This window comes from Planococcus lenghuensis (genome assembly GCF_001999905.1).
GTDB lineage: Bacteria > Bacillota > Bacilli > Bacillales_A > Planococcaceae > Indiicoccus > Indiicoccus lenghuensis.
This window is the reverse complement of record NZ_CP019641.1, coordinates 99,400-114,463: the sequence shown is the minus strand read 5'-3', so window position 1 is coordinate 114,463 and position 15,064 is coordinate 99,400. Positions and strand designations below refer to the sequence as shown.

At 39.8% G+C, this 15,064-nt stretch carries 14 protein-coding genes; 9 read left to right on the top strand and 5 right to left on the bottom strand.

The annotated features are described in order from the left end of the window. Positions 1 to 124: 124 nt before the first annotated feature. The 5 genes from B0X71_RS21290 (at position 125) to B0X71_RS19170 (ending at position 5,704) form a co-directional block, all read left to right on the top strand. The gene (locus tag B0X71_RS21290; protein WP_198038777.1) at positions 125 to 1,000 is read left to right on the top strand and encodes a hypothetical protein; all 876 of its coding nucleotides are present in this window, start codon (positions 125 to 127) and stop codon (positions 998 to 1,000) included. 67 nt (positions 1,001 to 1,067) lie between these two features. Further along, the gene (locus B0X71_RS19185) at positions 1,068 to 1,580 is read left to right on the top strand and encodes a hypothetical protein (protein ID WP_077591172.1); all 513 of its coding nucleotides are present in this window, start codon (positions 1,068 to 1,070) and stop codon (positions 1,578 to 1,580) included. A 179-nt stretch (positions 1,581 to 1,759) separates the two neighbouring features. Beyond that, positions 1,760 to 2,389 (top strand): hypothetical protein, encoded by a 630-nt coding sequence (locus B0X71_RS19180; protein ID WP_077591171.1) that lies wholly within the window; start codon positions 1,760 to 1,762, stop codon positions 2,387 to 2,389. After that, positions 2,382 to 4,436, top strand: coding sequence for a protein NO VEIN domain-containing protein (locus B0X71_RS19175; protein ID WP_077591170.1), 2,055 nt, complete (start codon positions 2,382 to 2,384; stop codon positions 4,434 to 4,436). The genes B0X71_RS19180 and B0X71_RS19175 overlap by 8 nt, the downstream gene beginning before the upstream one ends. Before the next feature lie 365 nt (positions 4,437 to 4,801). Next, positions 4,802 to 5,704, top strand: a complete 903-nt coding sequence (locus B0X71_RS19170) for a metallophosphoesterase (RefSeq protein WP_077591169.1) — start codon at positions 4,802 to 4,804, stop codon at positions 5,702 to 5,704. Positions 5,705 to 6,175: 471 nt separating this feature from the next. Here the strand turns inward: B0X71_RS19170 and asnB are convergent, their stop codons facing one another. The 4 genes from asnB to B0X71_RS19150 all read right to left on the bottom strand — a co-directional run bounded on the left by asnB (position 6,176) and on the right by B0X71_RS19150 (position 10,429). Further along, entirely contained in the window at positions 6,176 to 7,996 is a 1,821-nt protein-coding gene (asnB, locus tag B0X71_RS19165) for an asparagine synthase (glutamine-hydrolyzing) (protein ID WP_077591168.1), read from the bottom strand. A gap of 332 nt (positions 7,997 to 8,328) precedes the next feature. Further along, entirely contained in the window at positions 8,329 to 8,670 is a 342-nt protein-coding gene (locus B0X71_RS19160; protein WP_077591167.1) for a helix-turn-helix domain-containing protein, read from the bottom strand. Positions 8,671 to 8,745: 75 nt separating this feature from the next. Beyond that, entirely contained in the window at positions 8,746 to 9,420 is a 675-nt protein-coding gene (locus B0X71_RS19155; RefSeq protein WP_198038776.1) for a LuxR C-terminal-related transcriptional regulator, read from the bottom strand. Between the two features lie 484 nt (positions 9,421 to 9,904). Then, on the bottom strand, positions 9,905 to 10,429 hold the full coding sequence (locus tag B0X71_RS19150) for a YetF domain-containing protein (protein ID WP_077591165.1): 525 nt from the start codon (positions 10,427 to 10,429) through the stop codon (positions 9,905 to 9,907). A gap of 491 nt (positions 10,430 to 10,920) precedes the next feature. Between B0X71_RS19150 and B0X71_RS19145 the strand changes: the two genes are divergently transcribed. The 4 genes from B0X71_RS19145 (at position 10,921) to B0X71_RS19130 (ending at position 14,711) form a co-directional block, all read left to right on the top strand. Then, positions 10,921 to 11,445 (top strand): hypothetical protein, encoded by a 525-nt coding sequence (locus tag B0X71_RS19145; protein WP_232336887.1) that lies wholly within the window; start codon positions 10,921 to 10,923, stop codon positions 11,443 to 11,445. A 427-nt stretch (positions 11,446 to 11,872) separates the two neighbouring features. Beyond that, positions 11,873 to 12,331 carry a DUF305 domain-containing protein gene (locus B0X71_RS19140; protein WP_077591164.1) on the top strand — a complete coding sequence of 153 codons (459 nt, stop codon included), beginning with the start codon at positions 11,873 to 11,875 and terminating at the stop codon, positions 12,329 to 12,331. 218 nt (positions 12,332 to 12,549) lie between these two features. Then, the gene (locus B0X71_RS19135) at positions 12,550 to 13,980 is read left to right on the top strand and encodes an MATE family efflux transporter (protein WP_077591353.1); all 1,431 of its coding nucleotides are present in this window, start codon (positions 12,550 to 12,552) and stop codon (positions 13,978 to 13,980) included. Between the two features lie 17 nt (positions 13,981 to 13,997). Beyond that, positions 13,998 to 14,711, top strand: a complete 714-nt coding sequence (locus B0X71_RS19130) for a DUF8832 domain-containing protein (RefSeq protein ID WP_077591163.1) — start codon at positions 13,998 to 14,000, stop codon at positions 14,709 to 14,711. 97 nt (positions 14,712 to 14,808) lie between these two features. Here B0X71_RS19130 and B0X71_RS21130 read toward each other — a convergent pair whose 3' ends face one another. After that, positions 14,809 to 14,976, bottom strand: coding sequence for a hypothetical protein (locus tag B0X71_RS21130; protein ID WP_156889983.1), 168 nt, complete (start codon positions 14,974 to 14,976; stop codon positions 14,809 to 14,811). Positions 14,977 to 15,064: the final 88 nt, after the last annotated feature.

Here is a 15,064-nt window from a genome sequence, read left to right as displayed (position 1 = left end):
TACTGTGTAAGATAACTGAAACTGCTTGATGAAGGAGTGATAGTAGATTCAAAGAATTGAAGATAACAAAAATTCCAGAAAAGATTCAAGAATACAATGAACATAGTATAGAAGGAGAAAAATCATGAGCGTAAAATTTAAAGATCAGTTTCCAAACTATCAAAATTTCTCAAACAACGATTTTTTAATGAACAAGGCAAATTACAACTTATTGAAAGAATTGTCTCATAAGATGCCCAAACTTTTAAGAGAAACCGCCCAAGTTCGTAAGGGATTATATTTAGATGGAACGTTACGAAATATGGCAGATATAGTGTCTGGACATACAAACAATGATAAAACTAAACATTGGGGCTGGAATTTTATTATTAGAGATTTTGAAGAACAAATTCTTGATTTTGTGGATATCAAATTTCATAAATTTATGGATTGCATTTTAGACTTGGAAATTTTTTTTCTTAATCCTATGAAAGACCTCAATGATATTTTTGAAGAACACAACTTTGGTTATCGATTGACCAATGATCCAGAAAAACCCTGGAGATGTGTAAACCCTGCTATTGATATGTCTATAGACATTGAAGAAGTTATTTTAAGTACAACAGAATTATGCGAGCAAACAGCTCAACATATTAAGCAAGCAAAAGAACAGCTAAATAGAGCGCATGAATTAAGACCAAGAAAAGATGCTATTAGAGATTGTTTATCTGCAATGGAGGCTTTGATGAAGCATTTAACTAACGCTAAAGACGTTGAACAAGCAGATGAAAGAATGCGCGCTGATAATGAAAAATGGGGGCAGGGTTTTATTGTGAAAGATGGGTTAATCCTTTGGAAAATGTTTCATAACAAGTTCAAAGATATAAGGCACGGCAATTTTGATATTAGTGAAATTAGCTATGATGAAGCTATTTACTTTGTTGATAAGCTTTTGGCTTATGTGAAATACATTTCGGCACGCGCAGTTGCATCTGAAAAAGTAGATAAATTAATTTTCTAGTAAGGTCTTCCCCTGGCAGCAGACAAAGGGGGAATTAAATAAATCGAAAAAAAGGGGAGTTAAAGAAATGAGCTGGGAAGAAATGTCTCGTAGAGATTACCCTTGCAATTGCGGTGAAAGTACTTATACAGAAGTAAATGAAATGGATGACTGGAACAGATATAGAGAACATGTAATCATAAATTGTCCTACATGCGCTGAAAAAGAAAGGGTCGCTAGAGCTGCAAGGGAAAAGAAGCAAACTGAAGATACAGCACGTTTGAAAGAACTACTTTTAGAAATAAAGCCTTATTTTGAAGAGTATTACATGCAGAATTGGCTTGATTACTTTGTTTCTGCTAAAAATAAAAAAGCAGCTTGGACATTAGCAAAAGACATAGGTGTTGAACATCGTAGCTTATCTTCTTTTTATCAGTCACATAAAGGTTCAAGTGTAGATGATTATGTTAGAAGTCTTGCAAAACCTTATAATATGCTAAAAATTATCGATACTTTAAATATTAAAGACAGTTCGTTTAGAAATAAGGTTGAGAAAGCAATTGACTTAAATAACTCAGTACATTTATTTGGATTTTATTAAAACAGGGGTCGAAAATCTGGTTCTTAGGAATAGCAACGAATTTTTAGACCGTCACTCTTCTTCGCAAGTTTACATATAACAACTTTGGAATTTTTATTAAAATTAAATTGAACACTAGTATGTAGTAAAGCAGTCTGGGCTTAATACAAATAAATTCATTGGAAAAGGTGAGGATTTAGATGGCATACAACACCAACAATAGTAAGGAAATGATCTTAGTGGAAAGTTTTGAAGTTCTAAAAGAAAACATAGAAAACAATAGATCAAAATTAGCGGAAATAGTAGTTAAAATTGCAGCGAAGAACTTAGATTTGGCTGTCGAGATGTGGAGCTATCTTATAAATCATCCTGAATCAAATTTGAAGAGTAGAGGATTTCGTTTTACCAATGGCTTAATGTTTGATTTAGAAAAAAAAGTTGGAGTAGAAAAAGTCCATACTATTTTAAAAGATAATCAACACATTTTAGAAGCATGTTACGGTATATCGGATTCAATTTATTACTATGGAATTTTCGACATGATTAAATTCGGGGAAATTGAAATGGCAGATAAATCATTAGAATTACTGAATTTAAATCGATATAAAGAAAATAGTTTCGCCTCTTATCTTGAGGATATTTGTGAAGCATTTGTAGAAGAATTTAAAGATATTAATGATTTTGATGAAGACTGGGATGACCGTGATGAACATGACCAGAAAGTAGCACTAGCGAGTGATGGAAGTTCTGTATTATTAAAATGGGTTAAAACAATCACTAACAAAGAACAAAAAGCGCGCTTAAATGTGACGTTGATTGATTATGTATAATTCTTTGGAACAAGTAATTCATAAATTTAGTGATGAGTTTCTTCTAGAAGCAAAGAACTCACCACAACTTTTTTCGGATATGGCTGCAATGGAAACGTATATGGCTGAAAGTTACGGAGAGCGAGTCTTTATTGAAATGCTCCAAAATGCTGATGATGCAAGAGCGACAACCTTTTATATTACTGAAAGAAATGGGCATGTGTTTATAGCCAACAATGGAAAGCCTTTTGATGAAATTGACGTCAAAAGTATTTGTAGATCAGGAGCAAGTGAGAAAAAAAGAGGAGAAACGATAGGATATAGGGGTGTGGGGTTCAAAAGTACAACCCATTTATCGAATACTATTTATATTCATTCGAACGAATGTACTTTTTCATTCTCTAAATCTTTAGCTGCTATAAACTTAGAAGTTAAAGATGAAAAACAAGTCCCCACTATCCGAATACCTTTTCTTGTAGATTCCGTAGAAGATGAGATTCAAGAAACTCTTGTGGATCTCAAGAGAAAAGGATTTACTACAATCTTTGTCTTTTATAAAGCTAGAAAAGAGATTTTACTCCAAGAAGTAGATTTAATTGATGCAGACTACTTTCTGTTTTTGCGTAATATTAGAAATGTAAATATCGATGTAGCTAATTATAAGATGAACAGCGAAATAGAAAAGGTTAAAGAAAATGTATCGATTCAATTTAATGGGAAACGTTATTTATGGCAAGTAGTAGAGGGAGAAAATGCACAAATTGCCTTTGCTTTAAATTCCAATGGAGAGATCACCCCATGTCTAAAAGAGCAAGCAGTGTTTCATTGCTATTTGCCTACATATGAACCGAGTCCTTATTTGTTCAAGATAAATAGTGACTTCTCAACAGATCCGAGTAGAAAGCATATTACGCTAGATATTCGAACAGAAAATGCTATCAAAGATAGCGCATTTATATTGTTTGAAAAACTTAAGAAAGCAGTTAATTATCAGGATAGTAATTTAATTGATCTTTTAGAAATTTTAAGACAGAAAAATACATTTGCAAAAATTCCTCGTTACTTTGAGCAACAGTTTTTAGCTTTAATAAAATCTAACTGGATTATGATGAAGAATAGAAGTCTAATTGCGCCAAGTGACTACATTAAAAAAGCTAGTTTCCTTGATGATTCGGAATGGAATTGGATTCGCCAAAATACTCCATTAAAAGAGACACTACCAATAGTCGATGGAAACGCTTTAAGTGTGTTAGATACGTATCTCAAAGATTTTGCAAAAGAGACATATTCAATCGATGAATGGATAAAAATGTTATCAAATGAAGCTTTCGTGAGGGCATTGCCAGATCCACTTTTAGTGAAGACGTATGCAAATGTGTTAAAGCAAGTTAGAAACAAATCTTTGATTACGCATGAAAAGTTCGATTTAAACAACTGTATAGTACAGAGTGATGGTAAAGTGCTTCGAATGGTTGATAGTAACAAAAGTACTCTAGCTGAGTTTGTTAGAAAGTTAGAAAAGCATTTAGTTTCTGGGGAAGTTAAATGGCTTCAAGAGCTTTTTGGTGTAGAAAATAACGAATTACAAGAAGAAGGCATAAAATCTGTTTCAAGTGGTTTAATGAATGATTCGACTAGCCAATTTGATGCTTCGAAAAAAGGTTTAACCAGCGAACCTAAAAAACGAGTAGTTTCTCGCTGGAGAGCAGCGGAAAAACAATGCATAGAATTTGAAGAGATGCAGGGGAACGAAGCTAAAGATGTGAGTAAGCAAAATCTAGGATATGATGTATTAAGTGTGACTCCAGAGGGCATTGAGAGATATATCGAAGTTAAATTTGTGAAAGCTCGTGGCACAAAAATATCAATGACAAATAATGAATATACATCTGCACACATTCACGGCGAGAATTATTTTGTTTGCATTATATATGAAGACTCCGAGAACCTTGTGTTTGAATATATTCAGAATCCACTTGTTAATCTAGATCTGGAGAAAGTTGTAAGGCAATGGGAATGGATTTGTGAAGATTACAACGGACAGACTTTTAAAATTGGCTATGAATAAAATTATTATAGAAATTTAAATATATGAGGCTGGCCAGTTTGTTGGTCAAAAAGAAAGCAGAGAGCGTAAAATATCTTGAGCAAATAATATGAGAAGTGTTTGGGGTTAACTAGTTAACATATCAACACTTATCGGAAGTAAAAAATAATTTATCCTTGATATAGAGAGGGAGAGAAACGCTAACACGTTAGCATTTCTCTTGCTTTTTGTCTGTAAGAGTTATACTCTTACGAACGTTTAGTGTGAAGTAAGGTAGTAGAATCTTTTTATACTGCTTTACTTTACTTGCCCAAGATTTAACAAGATTTTAACCTAAAGGGTTTATGTTTAATTGAATAATACTCTTGCAAAAGGAGAGAAAGATTTTGCGAAAAAGGTTATTCATTTTAGGACTTTTACTCATAGGAATCTTCTTGTTTATCTGGATTAATAATAAATGGATTGTTGTCTCGGAATATACAATTAATTCTTCCGACATGCCGGCAGCGTTTGATGGTGTGCGTATCGTGCATCTTTCAGATTTGCAAAGGACGTCATTTGGTAAAAAACAGTTACCGGTTTTAGAAAAAGTAGCAGCGGCAGAGCCAGATGCGATTTTTATAACCGGTGATTTAGTGGACGCCGACCGGTTTAAATTAGAACCTGTTTTAACTTTATTAAACGGTCTTAGTGAAATTTCAGATGTCTACTTTGTGACTGGTAATCAAGAAATTTCCAAGGATCGTGCTGAAGAAGTCTTATCTGCACTTAAAAGAACTGAAATCACGATATTAGAGAATGAAAAAGCGAAATGGAATCGGGAGGGGGAGACAGTCTACATTGCTGGCATCCATGATCCACTAATGGATATTAGTACCTATGATCCTTTAATCGACGTCAATTTTCGGAATCAGGAGATAGAATATTCGAAAAGGGCAAGAGATTATACACGAGAATCCCTCGAAGAAGTCCCATTCACGGATGATTTCACATTCCTTCTCACGCATCGACCAGAAATGATTGAAGAATATGCTGAAACACCAGCGGATTTGGTATTTGCAGGTCACGCACATGGTGGGCAAATCCGTATTCCGGGCATCGGGGGACTATTTGCACCAGGCCAGGGCTTCTTTCCAGAACTTACAGAGGGTGTACATGAATTTGGTGATATCAGGCTTGTCATCACTCGAGGACTGGGCAACAGTAGCTTCCCGTTGCGAATCAATAATCGGCCGGAAGTAACGGTAGTTACACTGGAACATGAAGAGGTCACGGGACTGAATAAATAGTTTAAAGTAAAACTCCATGTGCATATGTCAGAGACAGAAACTAACTAGGGTTTTTTGAGAGCTGGCTTGCATTTTTAGATTTCCTTAGACTGAACCGGTGAGGTACCAGGTTCTACAGAAACAACCTATTAACATAGATACAGTCAAGAATCCAGTAGCTATGCTGGGTAGCTCAGAAGATTAGTATAAATACATGTTTTTCTGCACACTATGGCTTTCCATAGCTGTTCCGTTGTTCTAAAAGTCTATAAAAAAGAGAGTAAAGACCGAATCAATTTGAGTGCTGCAGAGTCGACATGTAACAACAAGGTGAAAATAAATGTAGTTGTGTTCTTAATTCATGTAACCGTAGATATAGCGGTCACATAAATTAAGTTAGTGATGTCCATCAGTCCCATTAATCTCCTTAGACTCTGTATCTTGCATAAAAGCAAAAAAGCAGGTGTAGGAAAGATACACCTGCTCCTTCTATTAACTGAAATACTTTTTATACCAGACAAGGAACATGAAGACTGTCCATATTTTTCGTGCATTGTTAGCTTTTTGTTCATAGTGGTCCTGGAGTAACTTCAGGATTTCCTTTTGATCAAAAAATTCCGCTGTTTCGGGGCGACTAAAAGTTTCTCGGATTTGTATATAGTATTTCTCATCCCGAATCCAGTGACGGATCGGCACAGGAAATCCAATTTTTTTCCGGTTCGCGGATTCTTCCGGCAGTGCCCGTCCTGCAGCCAGACGAAACGCGTACTTTGTATCAATATCATTCACTCTGTAGTTTGAAGGCACTTTCGCCGCTGCACCCATGACTTCCCGGTCCAGAAATGGAACCCGTAATTCAATGGAATGAGCCATGCTCATTTTATCCGCTTTTAATAAGATATCGTCCACAAGCCAAAGGTGCAGGTCGAGGTACTGCATTTTGGTGATGTCATCTTCGTGTTTGACTTCATCATAATACGGACGGACAATTTCTTTCACAGAAGGCCCTTTTTTATATGGCGCTTTCAGAAGCGATGCGGCTTCTCTTTCCTGGAAGATTTTTGCCTGGCCGATGAACCAGTCCTCTGCCGGGCGTCCGCCTTTGACCATAAAGTTTTTCCCGCGGACTTCCGGAAGTATACGTGCCACACTGCCAAGCGGTTTCCGGAAAATGGCCGGAAGCTGCTTGTATTTTTTAAGGGCAGGCGTTGTATCATATTCCGCATAACCGCCGAATAATTCATCTGCTCCTTCCCCGGACAGTACGACTGTTACATCTTTTCTCGCTAACTCAGCCAGAAAATACAATGGTACAATCGATGGATTAGAATGTGGCTCATCCATCATATACTGGATTTCATCCAGCTTTTCAAAGCAGGCATCCGGATCCAGCACTTCATTTACATTTTCGATCCCTAGTTCATCCGATAACGCTTTCGCATTGTCGATTTCCGAGAAATTCTGGTCACTGAATCCGACGGTGAAGGTTTTATTCGGACGAAGCACGGATGCGACATAACTGGAGTCGACACCACTTGATAAAAAGGAACCGACTTTTACATCACTGATCCGATGAGCCTGAATGGATTCACGGACGACTTGATCGATCTCTTCCACCAGCTCTTCCAATGGTTGTGCTTCCGGCTGGAATTCCGGCGACCAGTAGCGCTGAATCGACAGTTCACCGTTCTGATAAGTCATGGAATGAGCGGCCGGGAGCTTGAACACACCCTTAAAGAATGTCTCGTTCAGCACTGGGAACTGGAACGTCAAATAAGGCTTCAGGGCCTGTTCGTTTAGCTCTTTGATGAAATGAGGATGCGGCAAAAAGCTTTTGATCTCCGAGCCGAACAACAGAGTTCCATTCATCTGCGCATAATAGAACGGCTTGATGCCGAACATATCCCGGGCCGCGAACAGCTTCTTCTCTTTGCGGTCCCAGATCACGAAAGCAAACATTCCCCGCAGTTTCTTTACGAGCTCTTCACCATACTCCTCGTAGCCATGGATCAGCACTTCACTGTCTGTATGCGTAGTGAAAACATGGCCTTTCCCGATCAATTCTTCCCGCAACTGCATAAAATTGTAGATTTCTCCGTTGAAGATCAGGACGGAGGATTCGTCTTCATTATATAACGGTTGATGCCCTGCCTCGAGGTCAATGATACTCAGGCGGCGAAAACCGAGTGCTGCTTCATCTTCAATAAACGTGCCCGATGAATCCGGACCGCGGTGTATGATTCTGTCCATCATTTGCTCCAGTACAGCTGGCGTGTTTCCTGTATTCCCAATAAAACCTGTAAATCCGCACAAATTCTAAAACCCCATTCGCTTCTATAGTTAGTGAACCGTTACTGAACAATTCCCGCGGTTGCATTTCATCTTCTGTTGGCTTACTTGTTTTTGCATTTATCATGTTTCTTTTCTGGCTTACTCTTTAACTTACATTTTAAAGTCCAAGAGAATTATACGATTTCATCACTGTTTTTACTAGCTTTTGCTTAATTGAAGAGCTCACAACATTCCCCGTTAGTCCTGAATCTGCTGCTAGCCGCTAAAAAAAGATTCTCGTCTATTGTGCAAATAAAATTAATCCAAGTGATTGTAACCGCTCTGGTGCGTTCGCTTGGTATCATTTACAAGTTTCAGTCGTTGCCCATACGCCGTCTTGTACGGATATAAGCTGCTACATCTGCTATTTCATCTTCATTCATCGGCCGGTTATCGATGACGAATATATAACCACTCAACCCTTTCTTATTTTGTAGATCAAGCTTTACTTTACTCGTTGAACGGTTAAGCAGGAAGTCAGTGGAAACACCGAAAAAATCTGCTATCTTTGTGAGATGTGGTACTGTGATTAACTTTTTTCCGCCTTCGTATGCCCAAACAGCACTTTTTGCAATACCGATTTTTTCAGCAAATTCCTCATCAGATAAGTTCTGCTGTCCTCGGAGTGCTCTAATTTTTTTTCCGATAGCTTCCATTCTCTATCCCCCTTTAATTATTGGGTATGGAAGCGTGAGAGCCACCACTGTTAATTAAAGCCTGAAAACAAGTGATTAAATTTCTACCCATCCATTCTTGATAGCTGCTACGACTGCTTGGGTACGATCCCGCACATGTAATCCATCCAAGACGCGGGATACATGATTTTTGACTGTCTTTTCAGAGATAAACAGCTGATCTGCGATTGCTTGGTTACTGAGACCTTCAGCGAGTAACTGCAGAATTTCAATTTCCCGCTTAGTGAGCAGGTGATAGGGCCGTCTGATAAACGGTTGGTAAAACGAACTCTGTTGTTCAGTTGTACTTAATCGCCGATATTCTGCAAGCAAGCAGGGCAAAACGATTGGATGGATGTAAGAGTGGCCCTGAATGATGGCCCCCAATGCTTGGCGGATACTTCCTGCATTCATATCTTTTAGTAGATAACCAACTGCTCCAGCTTGTAGTGCTTTTTTAACTGCTTCAGGGTCTATGCGCGTGGTTAGCACAACAACTCGTGCATTTGGATACATCTTCAGCAAATCCTTGATTGGTGCAAAGCCACCCTCTTGGATTAAACCAGGTTCTATAATCGCTATATCAGGTTGATACTCTTCATATAGCTCAAGAATTTCATCTTCTGTCGCTCCTTCTGCTACTACTTTTATGAAGGAATCTGTTTGGAGGAGGTGTTTAAGGGCAGTTCTAAATACGGGATGACGATCGATCAAAATGGCAACTACAGACATATAATCTCCTCTCCTCTGTGACGCTTTATTATCCCTTTTTGCTTTAAGAGTCAAACACGTCATAGAGACTTTAGTAATCAAGAGTTCCAAGTGAATAATCCCGAGTAAACATCTAAGTAATAAACTGCTATAAATAAATGTGTCTTTTGGTTACAGAGATCGATATTTCACACAATTTGTATACGTTAATTACGGTTTAGCGAGACATCTTTTTATCAAGGGACGATAAAATCTAAAAGACAAGCAGCACTATGCTGTCATTCCTGCTTAAATCTACCACACGAGTACTTGCTTTATGTCCATTCTTTATCTGTAGTAGAAGTCGGAAGGAGAGAAGGAGAGGAGACCAGGTGGACACACTGGCTCTAACTCGTATTAGCAGTATATCAACGTTATTCACTTCCCTTGACCTAACTAATCGCCTCTTGAAAGGCACAGAACGCAGCTTTGGAAAAAATATGTGCTACCATAAACAATTTCACTTTTATCGGTTCTTTCTTTGTACTTTATTTGAAAGGACGGATGCTTGGGTGGCATCTTTTTTGACGACAGAAATTGAGCCATCCGGATCCAGCAAAATAGCCTGTACTTGCTCAAATGACTCCAGGCCTTGTAAGTACATAGCACGTCTAAGATCCTCTTTCTTTAACTGATTCTGGTTCAAAAGCAGTTCGTTGAATTCTCCCTCAAGATAAAGGAAAGAGGGATCAGCTTTGGCTAAGGACTGCAGTGGAACAGGGTGCCGTTTAAACTTTACACCTACAAACAGGAGTAAGGTTAATGCTAACAATAACAGGACTGTAGCAGCGATAGAGATATCAGGAGTAATAAACATTCTGGCTAGTACAATCCCATATATAGTCCCAGAGATAGCATTAACTATGTTCATCTTAGCAACTGAGGCTTTTCCGAGTTGCTTGACTATAAGAAGAAACGGAATAGAGAGCAGGGATATAAGAATAACTCGGCTTATGAATGACCAATCATCATAAAGCAATACTTCCAGCAAGATCACCACTCCTTTACTTCTATGTACGTTAAATTTTCGTGTTTCACTTATACATTTTTGCCTTACATTTTGAGAAAAGTAGCTACCCGGTCTAACGAAGCCTATGAATATTTAGATTATCACTTGTTCTGCTATTGTCCCCATTGTTGTCCTGCTCTTGCCTTGGGTCCTCCTTTTCACTAAAACAACGCTAATGCAGTAATAGCCCTACTTATGGGTCAAAAGGTTATAATGAGAGCTATTATTTCAAATAAGAGAAAAGGGAAGGCGTGTTGTATTTGTTTATCCCCAGTCTACTCGTAATCGTTGGGTTCATGATTGTCCATATAGTTACACGGCATGTCAGCTTTTTGGGTTCGCAGTCCCAAAATATTCTTAGGTCTGTTTTTTCCGGCGGATCAGTCGCTTATGTATTCCTGCATTTGGTTCCAGAACTGAATCATTATGAGGAAGTAATCAGAAAAGCCAGTTTGCCTTTTGGAATTGAAAGATTGGATTTTGCTGCATACTTGATTGCCCTCTTTGGCATCGCCATTTTCTATGGTATTGATAAATTAAACGTCAAATCTCAAGATAAAAACGAAAAGGAAGAGAACCGAACCCGGCCAAGCCACCGGGTATTCACCCTCCATATCCTAGCGTTTGCGTTATATAACGGACTGATCGGCTATCTCCTGCCGGAACTAAGTGGAGGGAATATCCCGGCCTACATCGTATATCTGATTGTGTTTTCGTTTCACTTCATTGCTAATAATCAAGTTTTGCACTTGACGCATGAAGAACTTTACACGAAAGCCGGCCGGTGGATCCTTGCCGTTTCTGTCTTCCTCGGCTGGCTGTTGACGCAACTTACGCAGTCAAACGAACTGATTATTGCTTTTGCCGCTTCTTTTTTAATAGGGGGAGTTATATTGAACATTATGAATAACGAATTGCCAGATCACAAAAACAATAACTTTCCATCTTTTATTGGAGGGCTTCTCATTATCGTCATTCTCCTGCAAACCATATTATGATTTAAAAGAATTCTGGATAACTGACTTAACTCAGACTGCAACTTAAGTAATGACACGCTATAACGTCCACATCGAAGGTTGTTTTATTTTGCTAGCTGTAGAGTGTTAAGAAAGATTTGCTGTCACTGTCATTGAAGCCGTGCTCTAACTTCTTTGCCGACTCTCTTAACTAAGGCTAAAGATAGAACACCAATATTGCGTCATAATCGAATAAGCAGAACCGGCTGGTTTAGAGAAATATCGCACAACACAACAAATGATGTATCAGTCGTCCCTAATTATTGAGAAGGGACTAGTAAGATTCTACATGGTGTTTGTGCAGATTCTATGGAGTTTTGTTGTTGCTGTTTGTAACGGCTGGAAGTAGGGAAACAAAAACACAACAACAGAACAACACAACAACAATTTACAGGAAGGGAGAGAGGATATGGATAAAGTGTATATTCGTTTTTTTCTAATGGTCTTAACGGCCACTTTAATTATGTTCGGTCTCATGTACTCTACCGTTTACCGTTGGGATCACATTTTCTTCAGTGAAAAACGAGCATATCAAGCTATTTATATGGGAGCCGTCATGGCTATTGTCATGTTGCTGTTCATGAAAAACATGTACAAAAATAAAAAGTTCAACATTGCTATTTTTGCAGTTAGTGCATTACTTATTATTGGGCCGCTTTGGCTGGCACGAAGCCAGGAAACGATTGATGATGTGGATTACATGCAGGCCATGATTCCCCACCATTCCATTGCCATTCTAACCAGTGAGCGGGCAGAAATTACAGACCCTCGTGTGGAACAGCTCGCCCAAGATATTATTAAAGCGCAGCGCAAGGAAATTGAGGAGATGAAAATGCTCATTGATGACCTTGAAGAAGAAGAGGATTAAGTAAAGATAAGCAGAAACAACAAGGGTAAGTAAAACAGCATCAGGAGAGGGGCTTGCATAAATCAGCAAAGCCCCTTTATGTTTATGGCTGTCGTAATTACCAACTTTAGGTGTTGTTAAACCACAGGTTTATAATACCCTAGATGGGTATGTGGATTGCAATTAAGTAGGCCGGTTAAATAAGTTGGTGGAAGAAAGGATGTATTTATGTGGCTAGCTTGGACACAGTAGAAAAGCCGCTGCACCCTAAAACAGACAGGGAAAGGCTGAAAATCATCCTTGTACTTGCGATTCCAGCAGTACTGGAAAATTTCTTTCAGACGTTGCTTGGGTTCGTAGATACATATTTCGTTTCTAAGATTAGTCTGGCTGCTGTCTCGGCAGTCGGTATTACGAACGCGGTACTTGCGATTTACTTTGCCTTATTCATGGCGATCGGGGTCGCTGCTAATGTGCGGATTGCTAATTTTTTAGGAGCAGAACAACCAGGAAAAGCAAGGCACATCTCCCAACAGTCGATTGTTCTTGCGGTGATCTTTGGCATCATTACGGGTATCGTTACCTGGCTGTTTGCTGAACAGTTACTCCGCTTAATGGGAATTGACGAGGAAGTACTGGAACTGGGCGTTCTTTACTTCCGGATTGTCGGTATTCCTTCCGTCGTCATGTCGCTGATGTTTGTGTTAAGCGCTATTTTACGTGGGGCGGGGGATACACGTACGCCCATGTATATCAGTCTTGTGATTAATGCAGTAAATGCTGTGCTCGATTACGTGTTGATTTTCGGATTCCTGTTTATCCCGGAGCTTGGCATTGTCGGCGCTGCCCTTGCTACCGTGTTCTCCCGGTTGGTTGGCAGTATTGCCCTCTTCTATTACATTAATAAGGAAAAAGTCTTGAAATTCAGACGGGACTACTGGAAGTTGGAGAAGGGACATGTCATGGAACTCACCACACTAGGTGCACCAGCAGCGGGGGAGCGGCTTGTCATGCGGGCCGGCCAGATTGTGTACTTCGGCTTTATTGTCGCACTAGGGACCCATGCATTTGCTGCACATCAGATTGCAGGCAATATTGAGATATTTTCCTATATGGTTGGGTATGGTTTTGCAACGGCGGCCACTATCTTAGTGGGTCAACAGATTGGAGCAGGCTCTTTGGAAGAAGCCCGAAAGTATGCAAAACTGTCTGCTCAATTCACAGTCGTCTCCATGACAGTTTTAGGAGCTATGCTCTTTTTCTTTGGGGACTGGGTCGCTACCTTCTTCACGGATGATCCGGATGTCATCGAAGCCATTGGGACAGCGTTGAAGATTTCAGGGGTATTCCAGCCATTCCTAGCCGTCCTGATGGTACTGACTGGGGCATACCAGGGAGCTAATAACACTCGATTCCCCATGTATCTTACAGCAATTGGTATGTGGGCCGTTCGGACGCTGTTGGTTTATGTGCTCGCTATTCAGTTGGACTGGGGGCTGGCCGGCGTATGGGTGGCAATTGGTATAGATATTGCTTTTCGTGCTGTAGTATTGGCAGTCAAGTTTTGGCGAGGTAACTGGATGGCCCTTGAAAAAGCACCGGAACCGCAATCTGAATGCCATCCACAAACGACAAAGGAAAATATGTCGACTAACGCTAACAATTATTAAAAGAGGAGGCGATATTCATGGAGAACCATAATCAGCATGGGCATGGCGTGCATCACCAGCCCGAAACCAGTTTGGAACAAGCAGATATTCGCGTGGGGATAACGTATGAATCTGGTACGTTGACTGCAACTGTACGAGATCGGCATGGGGATCTTGTCGAATTGGCGGATACACATGAAAAGCGAATGCATTTGATTGTCGTGAGTAAGGATTTAACTCAACTTTTTCATTTACATCCGATAGAAGAGGCACCAGGGGACTTTAAAGCGGCTGTAGATTTGCAATCGGGTCATTACTTGGCATTTGCAGATATCAATCCAACCGGTCAAATGTATACCATTACCCCCAACCATCTGACTGTTGGACAGCCACAGTCGGTACAATCAGCAAACCTAAGCCCCGCTGCCATAGAAGATAACACCCAACAGGTGGTAGCCGGGAAGGTCGTCAACTTTCATCACAGTGAATTAACAACTGAACATCCGGTCACACTTTCTTTCAACTTGCACGGTGAAACGCCTTTACCTTACCTTGGCGCGTTGGGGCACGTGGTGGTCATTGATGAACAGGGCCAGAAATTTATTCATGTCCACCCGTCATCTAAGGATGAATCAACGTTTGAAGCCCAATTTCCGTTCCCAGGATTTTATAAACTGTGGGCAGAATTCAAGTTTTCAGATCAGGGAGTTTTCGCCTTTCCGTTCGTCATCCATGTCCAGGGAGAAAGGTAGACTCAGCTTGAACATGGTATCTATAGTGTTATTGATCAAATACAAAAAACCGACCATCAGCGTTGACTGATGGTCGGTTTTCGTTACTGTGTGACTATTAGAGGGCTTGACGGCACTCAGCGATGCACTCCTCGAGGCTGCTTTTCGCTTTCTCGATTTTTGGCCGGGCATGCGTGTGACCGCTTTCCAGTGCATTGTTTAAGTGGGTTAAGGCATTTTCACACTCTTCCAAGCAAACCTGCAGTTCTGTTTTTGCGTCTGCCATTATAGTTCACTCCTTTCTGGGTTGTAAAATTCCATTGTTCCATTGCGGCTACAGTTATAATTTTTCCCTATAGCTCCACTGTAAAACA

Excerpts from the sequence above, each read along its gene's own strand:
- B0X71_RS19160 (WP_077591167.1), bottom strand. The coding sequence starts at position 8,670 with ATGGAAGCTATCGGAAAAAAAATTAGAGCACTCCGAGGACAGCAGAAC.
- B0X71_RS19155 (WP_198038776.1), bottom strand. The coding sequence starts at position 9,420 with ATGTCTGTAGTTGCCATTTTGATCGATCGTCATCCCGTATTTAGAACT.
- B0X71_RS19180 (WP_077591171.1), top strand. The coding sequence starts at position 1,760 with ATGGCATACAACACCAACAATAGTAAGGAAATGATCTTAGTGGAAAGT.
- B0X71_RS19140 (WP_077591164.1), top strand. The coding sequence starts at position 11,873 with ATGGATAAAGTGTATATTCGTTTTTTTCTAATGGTCTTAACGGCCACT.
- B0X71_RS19130 (WP_077591163.1), top strand. The coding sequence starts at position 13,998 with ATGGAGAACCATAATCAGCATGGGCATGGCGTGCATCACCAGCCCGAA.
- B0X71_RS21130 (WP_156889983.1), bottom strand. The coding sequence starts at position 14,976 with ATGGCAGACGCAAAAACAGAACTGCAGGTTTGCTTGGAAGAGTGTGAA.
- B0X71_RS19185 (WP_077591172.1), top strand. The coding sequence starts at position 1,068 with ATGAGCTGGGAAGAAATGTCTCGTAGAGATTACCCTTGCAATTGCGGT.
- B0X71_RS21290 (WP_198038777.1), top strand. The coding sequence starts at position 125 with ATGAGCGTAAAATTTAAAGATCAGTTTCCAAACTATCAAAATTTCTCA.
- B0X71_RS19175 (WP_077591170.1), top strand. The coding sequence starts at position 2,382 with ATGTATAATTCTTTGGAACAAGTAATTCATAAATTTAGTGATGAGTTT.